We start from the raw sequence: 17,465 nt of genomic DNA on the forward strand, positions 1-17,465 counted from the left end.
AGTCCGGAACTTGCCTAGATTCAATGGGGCAGAAAACACTCTCTGGTTAGACATGAGTCACATAATGTTGTCTGGTTTATCTCATCAATACTTTTGCTATTGGATGGGGTGAAGGGGAGTGCAATAATTTGTAAAACTCTTTTCCTAAAGGCTGTTATGAAGAAAGTCCTGATTACCGGTTTTGAACCTTTTGGTGGTGACGCCATTAACCCCGCCTTAGAAGCGGTCAAGCAATTAGAGGCTGCGGCCATAAAAGGCGGTGTGATAGTTACTTGCCCAGTCCCCGTAGTTCGATATGACTCGGTGAAAGTCGTTATTGAAGCAATAGAAGCGCACCAGCCAGACTGTGTAATTACTGTAGGGCAAGCGGCCGGGCGTAGCGCGATAACCCCAGAACGTGTCGCAATTAATGTCGATGATTTTCGTATTCCAGATAACGCTGGGCATCAGCCGATTGATGAACCCGTGGTGGCTGATGGTCCTGATGCTTACTTCTCGACACTGCCGATAAAGCGTATTGTTCAAACGCTGCAAAAGCAGGGGATACCTAGCCAGATTTCCAACAGTGCCGGAACATTTGTATGTAACCACCTTTTTTATGGGATCCAACATTATCTAAAAGACAAACCTATTCGTCATGGGTTTGTTCATATCCCATTATTGCCAGAACAAGCAGTAGATGGCAGTCAGCCTTCCATGTCTCTGGAGATGATAGTCGAAGGGCTAAGGCTGGTGGCGCAAGTTTGTATTGCCAATGAAAACGACATATTGGTCAGCGGCGGGTCGATTTGCTAGTAAGTGCTTTACAGTCCACTAAGTGTCTGAAAGCTAGTAATAAGTTCATCGTTTGATGTTGTAATAAATGTTAGCTTTGTCAAATTTCACAAGTAGCGAAAGGAGTAGCATTGAATAGTCAGGTTGGATGTTGTTCAAACTGGCACTCCCCTAATACAGGAGGTATTAGGGGCTACCCTTACGAAAGGCGAGTTATCATGAAAAGCAACAAAAGTAAGTCTATCGCACTTATCTCTGTCGTTGTTTTCGCATTGGCTATCGCTGCGCTTAAATTCGAAAATACACTCGGAGTTCTTCCCATTGTAGTCGCTATTATCGCGTTTTTTGCCTGCGTCATTTACACCAGTATGTATCTTTCTGATATGAAGCGTTCAGAGTTGATAAGTCACTCTGATCATTCTCAAAAAATGTATACCCACGCATCACGCAATGAGCTTGATGAGCGCGATAAAAAGCGTTGAAGCGAGTCACATTCTCCGTATACTTTGCTGGAGCATTAATGCACTAACGTGTCGGAGATAAGCATGTCAAATCGAGTACCAACCAACATACTGACCGGATTTTTGGGTGTCGGTAAAACGACCACGATTTTAAATCTACTGAAGAACAAACCGGAAAACGAAAACTGGGCGGTTTTGGTCAATGAATTTGGTGAGATTGGCATCGATGGTGCATTGATGACCGACCAAGGTGCGCTGATTAAAGAAGTGCCGGGTGGCTGTATGTGTTGTACGGCGGGCGTGCCAATGTCGGTCGGTATTACCGCGTTACTGCGCCAAAAACCGGACCGTTTATTGATTGAGCCGACAGGCCTTGGTCATCCAAAACAGGTTATCGCGACGCTTACCTCAGAACAGTATGAACCTTACGTTGATCTAAAAGCGACGATCGCTCTGGTTGATCCGCGTAACTTAAGTGATGAAAAATATCTTTCTAACCAAAATTTCGTGGACCAGTTAGACAGCGCAGATGTGGTTATAGGCAGTAAGGTTGACCTTTGTACCAGTCACGACATTGATGTGTTTAATGACTGGGTGACGGACCAATCTCCCTCAAAAGTATTCAGTAAGCTTATTCATGATGGTGAGTTACCGATAGAAGTCTTGGATATCGAACGGGTTTACGGCAGCGCTTCTTCCCATATCGAGTCACATCATCATGACCATGCTCACCAAGAGCCTCAATTCCAGTTGCCGCCAGGTGAGGCCTTTGTGCGTAAAGAGAACAAAGGGCAAGGGTATTTTAGTTGCGGGTGGTTGTTTGGGGCAGAGTACACGTTTGATTTTGATAAACTCTTCTCAATGCTTTCGGACTTAACGGCTGAACGTGTTAAAGCAGTGGTCAATACGGATCAAGGTTGTTACGCGTTTAATGTTGCCAACAGAGTCGTGTCGGTGAATGAAATCAGCTTAGAAGGCTTTGAATCACGATTAGAAGTGATAGATTCTCAGCTGTTGCCATGGGATGAGCTTGAGCGAATTCTCCTTCAGTTATCTGGCATCAAACATTAAATCGCGCAAAGGTTAAACGAAAACGGTGAACCACTAATATATCTGTGCTCACCGTTTTTTCTTTTGTAGGATTTCAATGAGAAAAGTGAGATAAATCACTCAAATTCGGGTATAGTGCACGGCTAAATTTTTAAAGCTATTTTTAGTGGTTTGTTTAAGGAATACGCTCAATGTCATTTTCATCTCAAGGTTTTGCGCCAGAAGTGGTTAAAGCACTGGCAGAATGCGGTTATGAAAAGTTAACGCCAATTCAACAGAAGGCGATTCCAATGGCTCGCAAAGGCCATGATATTTTCGCTACAGCACAAACAGGTACTGGTAAAACGGCTGCGTTTTCTCTGCCTATGATTCAGCAGCTGCTAGACAGTAACCGTAGCGCTTCTCGTAAGACTGCTCGCGCACTTATCTTGGCTCCAACTCGTGAGCTTGCTGAACAAATTGCTGACAACATCAAAGCTTACACGAAGTACACGAACCTGTCGGTGGCTGCGATTTTCGGTGGCCGTAAAATGTCTTCTCAAGTAACGGCATTAGAAAACGGTGTAGATATCCTAGTGGCTACACCTGGTCGATTGGAAGAGCACATTGAACAAGGTAATGTCTCGGTCGCACACTTAGAGTTTTTAGTGTTTGATGAAGCAGACCGTATCTTGGACATGGGCTTTATTCACGCAGTACGTAAGATCATGCTAGATGTGGATACTGATCCGCAAATTATGATGTTTTCTGCAACGACTTCGAGCCAACTAAATCTGCTAGCAAAAGATATCCTGCGTAAGCCTAAGCGTATTGAAGTTGAGCGAGCGAATACGACAGCACAGACAGTTGCTCACGTGTTATATCCAGTTGATCAAGAGCGAAAAACGGAACTGCTTTCGGAACTGATTGGTCGTAAGAACTGGAAACAAGTGTTGGTATTTGTGAACTACAAAGAGACCGCAAACGACGTTGTAAAAGAGCTGAAACTTGATGGTATCAAAGCGGTGGTTTGTCATGGTGACAGAGCTCAAAGTGCTCGTCGTCGTGCGTTAGAAGAGTTCAAATCCGGTAAAGCACGTGTCATGGTGGCTACCGATGTCGCTGCTCGAGGTCTAGATATTGAAGATTTACCTCACGTTGTGAACTATGACATGCCTTTCCTAGCGGAAGATTACGTTCACCGAATTGGTCGTACAGGCCGTGCAGGTAAACAAGGTCATGCCGTTTCATTTGTAAACCGAGATGAAGAGCTCACGGTTGTTCAGGTTGAAAATCTAATCCAGCAGCGAATTCGCCGTATTGAGCTTGCAGGCTATGAACCAAAACAGCGTGAATCTTACATTGAAAAGCTGCACTCAAAACCAGCGTTTAAGAATCGTCAAGGTCGTCGTAATAACCCGAACCAGTCGGCAACAGACCAAGGGTCGGCAGAGCGTCGTCTTGCTATGGTGAAGCGCCTGAAAGCGCGTCGTGGCGCAAAGTAAATTACACAGTCTGTGTGAAAAGAGCCCCTCAATTGAGGGGCTCTTTTTGTTTTGTCGTTTCGCGTCAATTTAGGCCAAGCATATTTGGTTCACCACGATAAATAATGCGATCGTTTCCTCGGTGAATACCAAACGTAACAATGACGGGTGGGTTTTCCTCTTCACTTGTAGAGCTATCCCAATCGTATTTCAACCAAGGGATGCGATTGCCTGAGCTGTCTAAATCTAGATGGAATTGTATTTGCTCGCGCGCTGAGTCAATTTGGCTTGCAACGATATCGGTTATCCTGCCAATACTCATCGTTCCAACGCCAGAAAGCAGGGCGTTGTTTGCAGGCGCATGCGACCAAATTGGCGTGCTGAAGTAATATTCACCATTCGCCGTTGTTGAGCTGTCATCGAAGTTAGTCGTAAATCGACCGTTTTGCCAAATTTCCACATCAAGTGGCACTTTGAGCACCATGCCTTGGTTGCCACCTACATCTTGAAAGTTCAAACGACCGAATCGAATGTCCGGTTGTTGAGTGAGCATTTCGCTGTTATCAAAGAAATTTACCTCATCAACGGCTTTAGTCGTGACTATACCTATTTTGCTGCTGTCACTGTTAGTCTCTTTATTAAATGGGCCATCAGGGTATTGTTTATCTGTCGTGTTCTTTTTCCAACATGGGCTATTGTTACAAGTCGCATTGGTCGAGGGCTTCTCGATCACAAACGTTCCAACACTCGCGCTACCCAGTAGTTTCCAGCCTACCTTCTTAGGCTTAGGCGGCAAAAACCGTTCGGAGTATGAGCTTAGCTCGCCTAAGTCGAAATGTTGTTGAAGGTTAGATGAAAAGTGGACGTAGTTCTTCACGTTTTCCATATTCGCATTGAGTGCGACAACATCGTAAGTGACTTTCTCAAAAGGTTGATTCATGTAAGCAAAAGTTTGGCCATGTGGGTAGTGCCATTCTTGGTCTTGCACTTGAAAATATTTTGGGTAAAAACGACCAACGTAACGATAGCCTTCGTTCACAGTCATACCTAGATATTTACTTTCTAGGTTTGCTTTTACTCTCAAGCTCCCGACTTCTTCCCAATATAATCCATTAAAGACGAATTGATCATTCTTGGCTGAATTATGCGCCTGAGCCAGTGAGTCACTACTTTTTAGCAATTTTGAGGTTTGGTTCGCTGTCTCTGATGGCGTATGTTGCTCACTCGACAAGACAACCGATGCTGCTAGAGCGTCATCAAGCGTAAAATTACGGGTGATAGAAGCATCACAATAGCGTGCTGATTCAACAGACCCACTTACAGAGCCGTCAGGTTGCCAAATGATTGGTTTCACCGTTAGAGAGAAAAGTTCTCCGGCAGCAAGAAACCCTTCTCCTTGTTCAGAGGTGCCAGAAGGCAAAGCACGTTGGTTGTCACAAATAGCGAATGTCCATGGTCGCGAGTACACATTAAATGTTCCTTTCACTTCCACTTTGCCTTCTTCAGGGCACTCTTCAAATCCCTCACATTCAAAATGATCGGACAGTGTCACTTCAAATATGCCGGACTCGTTCGTGACAAGACCATGTTCAGACAAGCCGTCTTTAAATTCCGCTGAATAGCTAAAGTTTCCTTCACTTCCTCCTAATGGTTGAACCAATGGATGAAAAACCTTAGGAGTACCATTGTAGTTGCTTGCGACTACAGGTTCGCCGGTGGAAGCACAAGCAAGCAATCGCGTATGCACGTTTTCTGGTTTACCTGCAATAACGCGTATTTCATTTAAAGTGGCGCTTTTCGTCTTTGAGTAGGCCTCAAACATAAATGGCGTAAACATAAAGCTAACCGTTTGATGCTTGCTGGTGTCTTCTGCCATAGTGAAAGTCAGCGTGTAGTTAGTACCTAACGCGATGGTATCAATATCGTTCGGGACCACTCGAACAACGAGCTCACCATTGTCGTCAGACATAAATTGGTTTGCTTTTAATGTCTGCTGACCTTTAACCACCTCTAAAGTGAACAAGTCAGGGTGTGATAGGACAGCACTGACTTCTGCGCTTACAACTTCTCCATTATTGGTTGTTGTAGCTGTAAATTGCGGAAGATCGTTGCCGCACATCAGTGCCATGTCGTCCGATGGTGTGACGCTGAGGTTTAAGTCGTTCTCCGATGGAGGCTGCATGCTGCAATTCGGAACATCTTGAGGGGTGATTGGACAGACTTGGGAAGAGTAGTGACAATCAGCCTCGCCCAATCCACAGTATTGCGTGTATTTGTTGTCTTGTGCTTTCGTTTGTGCACTTCCTGGCGTTTGTTGGATTTCACCACAAACTTGACTAGGCTGATTTGGAGCGTTGTTGAAGTTCAATGTTTGGAAGTATTTAATTGCTGCGGTGGAACTATAGAATGAGCCACTTAATGTAGCTGACGATCCTACAGATTCAGCCGTACCATAGATCGACATATCTTTTATAATCAGAGATTTGTGCGCAGAAACATCACCGACGACAAAATGGTCTTGTAAAGGATGGTTTGTTTTTAGGTGTAGTGTTTCGCCTTGTGATTCGACCTTACCACAGATGTTTGTATTAAATATATTGGTCGTGCTGTGAGTCAAAATGTCACCAATAATGGTGTTGTACTCACCATTAATATGAAGGGCCTCACCTGTTAGCTCTATATCTCCATCGATGAGAACGTTATGCAGCTTTGTTGGATAAGCAGATAGAAGATCACCATAGATAACAGTGTGCTTGTTTTGGTAATCGTCGAGGTTTGATGCTTTCTCATTGTTAACCGTTAATCCGGTAGCGAGGGCGTGTAGAGAGATACGTTTATTGGGTTCACCAATCGTATTATTCCCCTCTAACACAATTCCATAATCTGCTTTTAACGTTATCTCTTTTTCCGGTAATAATGAGGAGACAATTTTATCACCAGCGGGTAGGACTAGTTTCCCTGTACAGCGATAAGTCGTGCCATCGCTTTCGATACTAAAACTCTTGTGTGAGCAAAGTTGAGCTAACTCAGATAGATCTTTTACGTCATAAGTGGTGGCGTGTGAGGTTAGCGGTAAAAAAAGAACCGCAGTGAAAATACTGCAAAGACGCATCATCAAATGTCCTAATGAGTGGAACAAGATGGCATCAAGCGAGCGTGAGCAAATGCTCACTGAAATTGGAATAGCTGCGGTAATTTTTTGTTTTGAAGCCGCTTAGTTATTGAACTTTGGTTATTTTTTATTTCGTATGTCATACCAAAGTTTAGCGGCTTTATTACAACGTAAGTGTCAGGTTAGTTCAAGAGGCAAGTGTGATGTGTGTCGATTTATATGTGTAACTATTTGTTAGTTAAGGATAATAAGTAAGCATGTTGGTTCAGAATCAGGAAGGAAGCGATCCTGATTCTGAATGTTTATAACGCTATGCAGCGTGAACGATGAGTGGAGCCATCTGATATAACTCTTCTAGTATGGCTTTCGTTTGTCTCGAATACACCAGACAATCTCGATCGCCAACGAGCTGAATTGCTCTCACTTTACCTGCAACCAAACATTGCCTAATCGTGCGTAGAACCATTTGGATATCAATTTCTGACGCGCCATCAAGGCTGTTTTTGGTTTTTAGAGATCCAAGGTCGATGCTAATGATTATTTGGTCGCAGTGGTCTAGGTAATTGCCGATCTGTTGCTTAACGTTATTGCGATGACGAAAAGAAAACTCTTTCTCGGTCACCCAATCACAACCTTGATCTTCCGCGTATTCCCACGTTTCCTGCTTCGTCTCTTGCTCACTGACGCCAGCAAAAAACAATCGTACGTTTTGATAGCGAGAAAGAGCAAAATGGAATGCAGAGCCTAAGCGTGGCTCAAGTGTCGGTTTCAAGTTCATGTTATGCCCGATATTTACGACACCCACTTCGTCTCGATAGGATACGACCACAGGTAACATGGACAAGATTGCCTCGGTACAGTTAGTGACTAAAACCGGAATTGAGTGACGAGAAAGCGAAAGACTTAACGCTTCCTGAAACTCGCCATTCTCCAGTTTGTCGTGGTTGAAGTGCCCATAGTTTTCAGCAGTTTCGTGATCATGTTGTTGGTAAAGCCAATCACTAGCATTTTCCAAACTTTGATCAGCTAATTCAAACGCGCCCTTAGACATGGGTGGCAAATACTCACACACTGTCATAAAAGAAAAAGGGTAATGCTGCGGCTGTTTCACGGTGTGGTGGAGTTTATAGCGTTTGAAAAAGCTTAACATGATGAATTACCTTTCTGGTGGTAGTGCCCTTGCCGCTTGCAGTACATGTAAAATAATGCGCTGCTTATCCTTTTCGACTCGGTGGGCCGGAGCCATCACCGAGACTGCGCCAATCAGTTTGCTTCCTTTCATTACCGGTGCGCTAATACCTGAAACACCAGGGTCAATCTCAGAAGTACTGACGGCATATCCGTGTTTACGGATGGTTGTGAGCTCTTTTTCCCACTCGTCGCGTCGGTGATCTTGATTAAAGTATCTCAAGATTTTCTCGCATCGACTTTGAGGCATAAAAGCGAGCATCACTTTAGATGAGGCACCGCGCAGCAGAGGTTGACTTTGACCCTGGACGAAGCTGCAACGCAGCGCCTGCATACTTTCTTTCTGTCTGACACAAAGCGCACGATAACCCGCTGGTACCATATAAGCGGCCATTTCCCCGGTTTGTTGTACCAACCTAGCCAGTATGGTTTCGACCATGTCGAGCCCATGTTGCGCGGTCTCATAGCTGTGCATGAGTAATAATGCCGCCGGACCAACGACAAATGTCTTGTCGTGAACGCTTTCTTCGATCAAGTTCCACTCTTTAAGCAGTTTTAAGTGTCGGTAAAGGCTGCTTAAAGGAACGTTCAATTGCTCGCTTAGCGTTTTCGCAGAAACTGGGAACGGACTAACTGCAACTTGCATTAACAACTGCAGTGATTTTTCGTTTACCTGGTTAGCATTAGCTTTGTTTGTCGTCATGAGAGTGTTGTAACGTGTTGTAGGAGTTACGACAAATATAATTCTTAATCACTGAGAAAAGAAAAATAATTTTAATGGGTAATTCTTACATGATGAGAAACAGACAGGTAAAGACTTTCGCAAGTACCGATAGACATAACATGGTGTCGAATTAAAGTCTCAGGTTTGAGGCGCTTGATACTAAATTGGAACAGGAGTGATTAAGACATTGTTTAGTTTGCGGTATTACTCAGCGTTTCGCATACTGAGTTAATCCAAACAAATAATGTTAAAAACGTGAGTTGCTAGCGGGTATCGGAATCGAGGTACCATCTCAGTAAATCGGTTTTATAAAAGGTTACTTTTATATGCTGAATAAGGCGATTTTTAAAAAAGCCATCATTTTCCTTCTGCCTATTCCCTTGGTTATTGGAGAGGTTTTGTATTTAGCTCGTGAAAGCGTGCAAAACAATCTCAATCATTTATTAGAAAAAAATGTGCAAATTGCAGATGAAATTTTATTCCAAATAGAGACAGAAAACCGCACGGCGTTGCTACACCCTGAACGATGTGAAGAGCTCCAGCAAAGCTTAATGTTTGAACGAGATATTGAAGAAATGCTCATTGTGAAAGAGGGAGTCATTACTTGTTCTTCGAAATTGGGAAGTATCTCTAAACCGTTAGCTGAGCACATCGCCTTTCCCAAGGGACAAACGCTAGCGCTTGGTAGTGTTGATAGCTTGTACGATCAGTTCTTGCTAGTGGTAACGGAAGGAGAGCGGGGTTATCAAGCCGTAACGATTATCGATCATGACTACTTTAATGCGACAATAGGGTTTAACAACGATTTACGCCTAAAACGCTCTGCGCTGTTTATCCATGATCAAGTTTCACCAGAAGGAGCATTAAGAGCGGGAAGTAATCCTATCGGTATCAAATCGTCGCAAATGTTTGAGTATGAAGCTTTGAGCGAAGCCAGCGATCTTTTCGTCAAACAGAGAACACTTTCCTATTTTTTGTACTCAATTCCAATTATTTTCGTTATCTACCTTTGCTTGTATGCGTTGAATAAGTTTATTGATCCCCATCGCAATTTGATACTGGATCTTAAAAGAGCGATAAAAAGAGGAGAGTTGACCCTGTATTACCAACCGCAAGTTAACGTTGATACCGGTCAGTTATTCGGGTTTGAAGCGCTAGTGCGATGGGAGCATCAAAGTAAGGGGTTCATTTCTCCGGATGAGTTTGTCCCTGCGGCAGAGCAAAGTGGATTGGTTTTTTTACTTACTGATTTCGTTCTGGATAAAGCGGCAGAGGACTTCAGTAAATTAGGCTTTGATCAGCCAGTCCACCTTGGTATTAACGTGCCGCCTGGTTATTTAGTCGGACCAAACGCGATCAGAAAAATTCAATTGCTCGACAGACAGTTGAGCCGAAACAAAGTCTCATTAGGGGTAGAGATAACGGAGCGTCAGCTCATTGATTCAGAGGCGAGAAAATGCATTGCAGCGCTGCGAGTGCATGGTATTGATGTGCTGATCGATGATTTTGGAACTGGCCAAACCTCGTTAGCATTTCTACAGCACATGCGCATAGATTACTTAAAAATCGATAAGTGTTTTGTCGAAACTATTGGTATTCCTAGCCTTAGTGCTTCTGTCTTAAAAGCGATGGTTCACTTCGCGGAAGAATTACAAGTACAATTGATCGCTGAAGGCGTGGAAACCATAGCGCAAGCTGAACACTTAAAGCAGATGGGAGTGAGATATCATCAGGGATACCTGTACTCCAAACCATTACCTTATGAGCAGCTTGCGCAGCGAAGTCATTATGATTGGTAGACGTTAGCTCTATAACACTGAGCATTTTCATCAAACACAAACTCTAACTCATTTTTGATGCTATCTAAGCGGTCTTCTTGGTAGTGAGACACATACAATAGTTGGCTTAAATTCTCTCTAGCGATGAGTTCAAGTGTGTTCTTAACTAACCGTCTACCCAAAAAATCTAACCCTTGATACGGCTCGTCCAAAATCAATAATGTGGGTTGTTTCACGATGGCTCTTGCAATCAGTAACAGTCGCTGCTGGCCGTACTCTAATTGCTTAAATGAGGTTTTTTTGTACTGGCTCATATGTAAGATATCGAGCCACTCGTTTGCAATATCCATCTCTTTGCGAGTTGGCTGGTTATACAACCCGATCGAATCGTAAAATCCTGACAAAATGACTTCTAATGCGCTGCAATTGACTCGATATTGGAGGTGTAGCGCTGAAGACACCATGCCGATATGCTGCTTAATTTCCCAGATTGTCTCGCCAGTACCACGCTTTTTACCAAAAATATCAATGTCATTGCTGTAGCATTGCGGATGATCGCCAAAGATCAATCCAAGTAAGGTACTCTTTCCACAACCATTTGGACCTTTGACCTGCCAATGTTGGCCCTTGTCTATGCGCCAGTTCAAGTCAGTAAAAATCTTCTTATCGGTGTATTCAACAGCCCCATTCTTTAGTTCAAATATTGGGTTGTTGAATGGCGTCGAGTGCTGATGCTGACGTATCAAGCTCATCATTTCTTCACTCTGTTGTTCTGACTGAGATTTAATTTGTCCAATGATTGGATGATTATCCCAACTGGACTTATCCATTGTACTATCAAGTTTTCCTGCACTGAAAAGCGCGATGCTATTGATCCACTCAGGCATGTCAGATTCGCGAGAGAAGGTTATGAGTAGTTGCACATTTTGAGAAAGCGAGTGTAAATAGCGAGCGAGAGCAGCTCGGTGCGCAATATCTAAGCCAGTAAATGGATTATCGAGTAATACTAAGTCAGGTTGTGTGGCTAAAGCTCGGGCGAGCATTACTCTTCTGGTTTCTCCGGTAGAGAGAACGCGGAAGCCACTATCTCTAAGATGGCTTAGGTCGAGATCATTAACTAGCTGTTCAGTTAAGTTAGTGTCTTGGCTCTGCTCTAGGATTAATGAATAAACAGTGCTTCCTTGGTCGATACGATTAAGAAAATCCGTATCATCCTTTTCTAATTCTCTTTCCAGTAATCGCTGTTGCTCTGATAACGACACTTGCGCAACGGACAGCCCATTTAGCTCAATTTCCCCACTATTTGGTGACATTTCATCACAAATAAGGTCTCCAAGCAGAGAGCCAATATCTCCATCCGCGCTGAATATCCCCCAAGACTGCTGAGTGTTAATTTTCCAATCGTCAATAAACAAGTGTGTCGTATTTCTCTTAGCTGCAAGCTGACGAAAGTGAATAGTCATTGTGTTTGTCTTCCTTGTTTTCGTTTTAGTGGATTACTTATAACAATTTACGAACTCAGTACGGAAGCGCTTTTGTGTATTAATTTTGAACAGTGCTCAGTCTTGTGCATATCAACGAAGCCTTGTATTAGAGGATAAAAATGCGACTAGAGTCATTAAGTAACAAGTAAGCTTGTCAATAATTTTGTTTTATTTTTGAATCAACCTATCATTATGCATGTAAATGTTATGCTGATAAATTCATATTTGCCGTTTGTTAATTAATCAATGTAAGGACACATGTTTATGAGTGAAACGGAATACGATTACCCTTCGAGTTACAGCCTAGTTTCCATTACCGATACCTCCAGTTACATCAAATATGCCAGTGAAAACTTTAATGAAGTCGCGGGGTTTGATGAAGGGGAGCTTATCGGTAAACCCCACAATGTTGTGCGTCATCCTGATATGCCAAAACAGGCTTTTAAAGATTTATGGACTCACCTGAAAACTGGCAAACACTGGATGGGAATGGTCAAAAATCGACGTAAAAACGGCGGCTATTATTGGGTTGACGCGTTTGCTTCTCCCATAAAATCTAATGGTGAAGTTGTGGAATACCAATCAGTGAGATTTAAACCTGAGCGTATACACATCCAGCGAGCGGAAAAAGCGTATTCGAAGCTTCGAAATAATCGTAAGCCGTGGAAAATGTATCTTCCTCGTACACGTTTGTGGATGAGATCGGCCTTCTTCCTTTTAATTTCAAACCTTCTTGGCTTACTCATTCTACAAATGAATCAATCACCAGTGATAGCGTTTGGCGTTGTTGCGTTACTTTCCGTTTTCTCTATTTATGTATTAACCAGACCAGTTGAGAAGCTCGCTAAACAGGCTAGGCAAGACTTCAACAATCCACTCATGGAATATATTTATTGCGGAAGGATCAACGATCTGGCTGAGATTGAGCTGGGTATGAAGATGCGTAAGCAATTTGCCAATGCGCTATTGGGGCGCGTTGGCGTGTCTGTAAAAGACTCTTGCGAAAAAACGCGCGCAAGTGCTAACAGTGCTGCGACAAATAGCCAGCAAGTGACGGAGAACTTAAGCGCACAGAAAGTGGAGATTGACTCGGTCGCAACAGCGGTCAACGAGATGCAAGCCTCTTCATCTGAGATATCAAATAATGCTCAAGCGACCGCCGAGGCTACGTTAGAAGCGCAAAATACGATGATAGACAGCCGTAGCGTTATCGATAATGTTAACCAATCGGTACTAGAGCTGGTGGGTGAGCTCGGCGAAATATCTAAAGTGGTCATACGTTTGAACCAACAAACCGAGCAAATTGGAACCGTTGTTGAAGTCATCAATGGTATTGCCGAACAAACTAATTTATTAGCGTTGAACGCTGCAATTGAAGCCGCGAGGGCAGGCGAACAAGGCAGAGGGTTTGCCGTTGTAGCAGATGAAGTGAGAACCTTAGCTAAAAGAACTCAGGAATCGACAACAGAGATTAAATCGGCCATTGAAGGGATTCAAAATGGGAGCAAATCAGCGGTTTCTGCGTTAGAGAAAGGTAATGAAATGTCGACCGGAACGGTAACATTGTTAGGTACTGCTTTGGATAGCATTCAACAACTGGAGTCCCTTGTTCAGGACGTCGTCGAACGAAACCAACAAATTGCGGTCGCGATAGAAGAGCAGGTTTATGTAACGGATGAAATAAATGAAAACATCCAGTCGCTTAATTTAAAGTACAGTGAATCGTATGAACTGATGACTGAAACGAATCATATGAACACCAAAGTGCAAAATTGCACCAATGACCTGTCTGAAATGATTAAAAAGTTTGCTTAAACTTTAGAAAATCGAAGTTAAAAGCCCGCTAAACATTAGCGGGCTTTTAACTGGAATATAGTGAAGTGCTGGATTCGTTTACGAGCGAGGATTTCTAAATCTCGTTTTTGTAAGAGCTAAAACGACGAAAGCTCGCAATAAATGCGAGCTCTCTAAATAAGTGGCGGAGAGATAGGGATTTGAACCCTAGATACGCTATTAACGTATGCCGGTTTTCAAGACCGGTGCTTTCAACCACTCAGCCATCTCTCCGTTGTGGGCGGTATAATAAGGAGCATAGTCCGACTTGTAAAGTGCTGAATTATAATAGAAGTACTGTTTGCTTGTTTTATGATCACTGATGTGATGTTGGACAGTTTGAAAGCGGAGTGAAAAAGGGACAAAAAGTACCAATTTATAGAGTTTTTACTTTATATTGGCGCACGTCAATAAAATGGTGTTTTATTGTTATCTTGCTGATATATAAGACATAACATGCTTTTAGGGTACATGTGTTCGCCCGAAAGTATTTGCAAGACTTTGTGAACTAATTCAAAATTAACTGGTATAGCCAGTTGTGCTTAGAATTCTTAAGGGTGTTTATGAAGGTCACAAATCTATTTAAAGACAAAGTTGATGCGATTTCTGCTCATCAATCCGAGTTTATGAATTGGATGTCTCCAACGTTACGCGATTATTGGAGTGACTTTTTGGGGAAAGCTCAAAATAGCTTTCTTTTCTCAAAAGTTCGTGATCACCAGCAGCCAGCCGTCAACGAAGAAGTTGCACCTCAACCTGCACCGATCGTAATGGCACCTGAGGCTCAAAAGCTTTATGACGAGTTAAGTGAAAAAATTGGCGAAGTTATTCACACTGGTGATTGGGTTCATGTGTCTCAAGAACGTATTAACCAATTTGGTGCGGTAACGGAAGACATGCAATGGATTCATACTGATCCAGAGCGTGCTTCAACTGAATCTCCATTTAAGACAACTATCGCTCATGGCTTTTTAACATTAGCATTGCTGCCTAAACTGACGGATTCAGTTGATCCAGAAAAGCCAATGTTCCCAACAGCTAAAATGGTAGTTAACTTGGGTTTAAACCAAGTCCGTTTCCCTTACCCTGTCAAAGCAGGCAATAATGTTCGTGCAGTCAGCACGTTAACAAAAGTAACGCCAATCAAAAAAGGTTTGGAGATTGAGCGCGAAATTAAAGTGGAAATTGAAGGTATTCGCCGACCTGGTGCGGTTGTGGTCTCTGTAATTCAACTGCATTTCTAATTCCGAAACCGGAGAGAACACTACATAGGAAAAGAGAGCATCAAGGTGCTCTCTTTTTTATTTTTACTGATTAAAGTTTTTTACTGGCGTATAACCGTAATCTGCAATCGCTTTTTGTCCCTGCTCTGAACGAAGGAAAGCGATAAAACCTTTACCTGCATCGCTAATCTTATCTACTTTGTATAGCACTAGGAATGGTCGCGCCAACTTGTACTTATGATTGCTAATGTTTGTCGAGGTTGGGTCAATACTATCTAACTGAATCGCCTTGATCGAGCGATCTACTGACCCTACAGAGATAAAACCAATGGCGCGAGTGTTATGGTTAACAATGGTTTTTACCATGCTGTTGCTGTTTACAACCAAGTTGTTTGGGCTGATATCCGAGACAAGGCGATCATTAACGATTTTGGTCAGTCCCAGCAAGCTTTCGAAGCTGTAACGTGAACCTGAAGACGCTTCTCTAGTAACCACCGCGATAGGCTGATCTGCGCCCCCGACCTCTTTCCAATTCTTAATCTTACCTTTGTAAATATCAAACAGCTGTTGCTGAGAAAGGTTTTCTACAGAGTTGGTACGGTTTACAACAACAGCGAGGCCATCATAAGCGATAGGGTATACATTGAGATCTTCACCTTTTTCGCTTTCAGTCAGATAGCGAGAGCTCATGCCTATTTCGGCTACTCCTTTATTGACCATGGTGATACCAGCACTCGAACCAATGCCCTGAACAGCAACGTAATCGTCTGGGTGTGTTTTGTTATATTCCTCAGCAAGTACATCCATCACACGAGCAACCGAAGTTGAACCCGAGATGTTGATTTCTTTTGCAATGGTAGGGAGGGAGACTGCTATGGCCAATAACGTCGCCACAGTAAAACGTAACATATTAAACTCCATATACGGGATAAAGCAGAGTTTATGATATTGCGTTCAGGTTACACTTTTGTGAACTGTTAGCGCTAAACAGGGGAATTGTTTCTAGTCAAGAGGTGATGGAGCTAGCGTTTCCAAGTGGACTGAGATGATAATCTGGGCAAATGATAATATAGCTATCTTATACTTGAGTTAGGTAGATAACTACCATCGGTGATGATGTAAAGGTTATATACTAGGATCGGCAGCTCTAACTATCATCCATCGGGAGAACGTTGATGTCAGTGTCCCAAATGGCGACAAGTCGTTTATACAAATCAGTTCAATCGCTCTGCTCTGCGCGTAATGCTAACTTGCCTGTCGAACAGGGCAAGTGCCTCTATGAGCTAGTAGAAAATGGCGTTGAGCTTCATCGGGCGCATTTTCTCCTCGACTCCCAGCATAGCGAGTATACTTCTCCCGTCGCGAAGATCATGTTTGATGAGGACAACCAACTTTGGTATTTCTATGTTCCCACATATCACAACGAGCTGTTAAGGTGGGTGCCTTATAAGCCACTTCCATTTAGCCGAATGCTTGAGGACTTACTCAACGAATTGGAGCGTGATCCTCAAGCGTGTTTTTGGGAATAGGGTGAGCCGAACGGATGCGAATGCCGACATGATTTATACTTTAGGCTTAACGACTTGGTTTCTAAAGTCTTTGGGGGTCATGTTGTAAACGGATTTAAATGCTGTACTGAAATGCGCTGCACTTTTAAAACCAGACTCAAACGCTATTTCTGTTATTGATTTTTCTGACTTGCGCAGTTGGGTTGCTGCGAAGTTTATCCGTTTCACCTTTAATATCTGAGAAAACGAAAGATCATCTGCGGCGAGGCGACGTTTTAAGGTCGCGATGGACATGCTCATATGAGCCGCTAAGCCTTCTAGCGTGATGTCTTTTTCAATATTACCCTCAATGTACTTAATGGCTTTTTGAGAGTCGCTCAGGCTACTTGCATCATCTATGATAGATAGGATGTTTGGCTCTACCTCAACCATCAACGACAGCAATGCCATTGCGATATGGCTTTGTGTGTAGTCTGGAGCGTTGCGACTCGCTAACTTAACCAACATGTCCTTCAATTGTGCTACTTCGCTACTGGATTGCGTTGAAAAAGGATAGAAGCGCCTTTCTTCCGTTTTGGAACGTAGCATCGGGTGCGCTTTCTTAAAGTCACAGAATATATTTGGGTTGAAGACTAAAGCCAATGCTTTAAAGCCTCCGTCACTAGAGACGGCTTCTGCACTGCTCAGATCTGCGGAGTTATAGAGTGTGAAATCTCCGGCTTTAAGTTCAAATTGCTCACCATTAGGTTGATGAACTAATAGGGCACCTTCTTCAACAATATATAACCCATTATGTGTTGCAGTGTAACGCTCACTTTTGCGCGCAGTGAAGTGATTAAAGCGAATGATCTCAATGTTCGGCATACT

14 protein-coding genes and 1 tRNA gene are annotated in these 17,465 nt (G+C 43.1%); 8 read left to right on the plus strand and 7 right to left on the minus strand.

Annotated features, from left to right (window positions below; translation table 11 throughout):
- Window positions 1–156 precede the first annotated feature (156 nt).
- The 4 genes from pcp to R7Q48_RS15780 all read left to right on the plus strand — a co-directional run bounded on the left by pcp (window position 157) and on the right by R7Q48_RS15780 (window position 3,769).
- Window positions 157–795 carry a pyroglutamyl-peptidase I gene (pcp, locus tag R7Q48_RS15765; protein ID WP_025768981.1) on the plus strand — a complete coding sequence of 213 codons (639 nt, stop codon included), beginning with the start codon at window positions 157–159 and terminating at the stop codon, window positions 793–795.
- A gap of 197 nt (window positions 796–992) precedes the next feature.
- Window positions 993–1,256: a hypothetical protein gene (locus R7Q48_RS15770; protein WP_017635759.1), complete on the plus strand. Its 264-nt coding sequence runs from the start codon at window positions 993–995 to the stop codon at window positions 1,254–1,256.
- Window positions 1,257–1,319: 63 nt separating this feature from the next.
- Window positions 1,320–2,306 (plus strand): CobW family GTP-binding protein, encoded by a 987-nt coding sequence (locus R7Q48_RS15775; protein WP_025768980.1) that lies wholly within the window; start codon window positions 1,320–1,322, stop codon window positions 2,304–2,306.
- 170 nt (window positions 2,307–2,476) lie between these two features.
- Window positions 2,477–3,769, plus strand: a complete 1,293-nt coding sequence (locus tag R7Q48_RS15780; protein WP_025768979.1) for a DEAD/DEAH box helicase — start codon at window positions 2,477–2,479, stop codon at window positions 3,767–3,769.
- Between the two features lie 64 nt (window positions 3,770–3,833).
- Here R7Q48_RS15780 and R7Q48_RS15785 read toward each other — a convergent pair whose 3' ends face one another.
- The 3 genes from R7Q48_RS15785 to R7Q48_RS15795 form a co-directional block, all read right to left on the minus strand.
- A complete protein-coding gene (locus tag R7Q48_RS15785) occupies window positions 3,834–6,863 on the minus strand; it encodes a DUF6701 domain-containing protein (RefSeq protein ID WP_253657150.1) in 3,030 nt (1,009 codons plus the stop codon).
- A gap of 307 nt (window positions 6,864–7,170) precedes the next feature.
- Window positions 7,171–8,010, minus strand: coding sequence for an arginase (locus R7Q48_RS15790; RefSeq protein ID WP_005375657.1), 840 nt, complete (start codon window positions 8,008–8,010; stop codon window positions 7,171–7,173).
- A 6-nt stretch (window positions 8,011–8,016) separates the two neighbouring features.
- The gene (locus R7Q48_RS15795; protein WP_005386192.1) at window positions 8,017–8,751 is read right to left on the minus strand and encodes an IclR family transcriptional regulator; all 735 of its coding nucleotides are present in this window, start codon (window positions 8,749–8,751) and stop codon (window positions 8,017–8,019) included.
- A gap of 347 nt (window positions 8,752–9,098) precedes the next feature.
- On the opposite strand from R7Q48_RS15795, the gene R7Q48_RS15800 reads away from it, so the two are divergent.
- Window positions 9,099–10,571 (plus strand): EAL domain-containing protein, encoded by a 1,473-nt coding sequence (locus tag R7Q48_RS15800; RefSeq protein WP_005386194.1) that lies wholly within the window; start codon window positions 9,099–9,101, stop codon window positions 10,569–10,571.
- Here the strand turns inward: R7Q48_RS15800 and modF are convergent.
- Window positions 10,559–12,013 (minus strand): molybdate ABC transporter ATP-binding protein ModF, encoded by a 1,455-nt coding sequence (gene modF / locus R7Q48_RS15805; protein WP_222716913.1) that lies wholly within the window; start codon window positions 12,011–12,013, stop codon window positions 10,559–10,561. The two genes, R7Q48_RS15800 and modF, sit on opposite strands and share 13 nt — an antisense overlap.
- A 285-nt stretch (window positions 12,014–12,298) precedes the next feature.
- Between modF and R7Q48_RS15810 the strand changes: the two genes are divergently transcribed.
- The gene (locus tag R7Q48_RS15810) at window positions 12,299–13,849 is read left to right on the plus strand and encodes a PAS domain-containing methyl-accepting chemotaxis protein (protein WP_025768974.1); all 1,551 of its coding nucleotides are present in this window, start codon (window positions 12,299–12,301) and stop codon (window positions 13,847–13,849) included.
- A gap of 161 nt (window positions 13,850–14,010) precedes the next feature.
- On the opposite strand, the gene R7Q48_RS15815 is transcribed toward R7Q48_RS15810, so the two are convergent.
- Window positions 14,011–14,101, minus strand: a tRNA-Ser gene (locus R7Q48_RS15815).
- 329 nt (window positions 14,102–14,430) lie between these two features.
- Between R7Q48_RS15815 and R7Q48_RS15820 the strand changes: the two genes are divergently transcribed.
- Window positions 14,431–15,111: a MaoC family dehydratase gene (locus R7Q48_RS15820; RefSeq protein WP_005386198.1), complete on the plus strand. Its 681-nt coding sequence runs from the start codon at window positions 14,431–14,433 to the stop codon at window positions 15,109–15,111.
- Window positions 15,112–15,174: 63 nt separating this feature from the next.
- On the opposite strand, the gene R7Q48_RS15825 is transcribed toward R7Q48_RS15820, so the two are convergent.
- Window positions 15,175–15,999: a phosphate ABC transporter substrate-binding protein gene (locus tag R7Q48_RS15825; protein WP_253657149.1), complete on the minus strand. Its 825-nt coding sequence runs from the start codon at window positions 15,997–15,999 to the stop codon at window positions 15,175–15,177.
- Window positions 16,000–16,265: 266 nt separating this feature from the next.
- Between R7Q48_RS15825 and R7Q48_RS15830 the strand changes: the two genes are divergently transcribed.
- The gene (locus R7Q48_RS15830; RefSeq protein WP_017635751.1) at window positions 16,266–16,619 is read left to right on the plus strand and encodes a DUF3024 domain-containing protein; all 354 of its coding nucleotides are present in this window, start codon (window positions 16,266–16,268) and stop codon (window positions 16,617–16,619) included.
- 33 nt (window positions 16,620–16,652) lie between these two features.
- Here R7Q48_RS15830 and R7Q48_RS15835 read toward each other — a convergent pair whose 3' ends face one another.
- Entirely contained in the window at window positions 16,653–17,462 is an 810-nt protein-coding gene (locus tag R7Q48_RS15835) for a helix-turn-helix transcriptional regulator (protein ID WP_053307810.1), read from the minus strand.
- Window positions 17,463–17,465: the final 3 nt, after the last annotated feature.

This window comes from Vibrio sp. 378 (assembly GCF_033339435.1).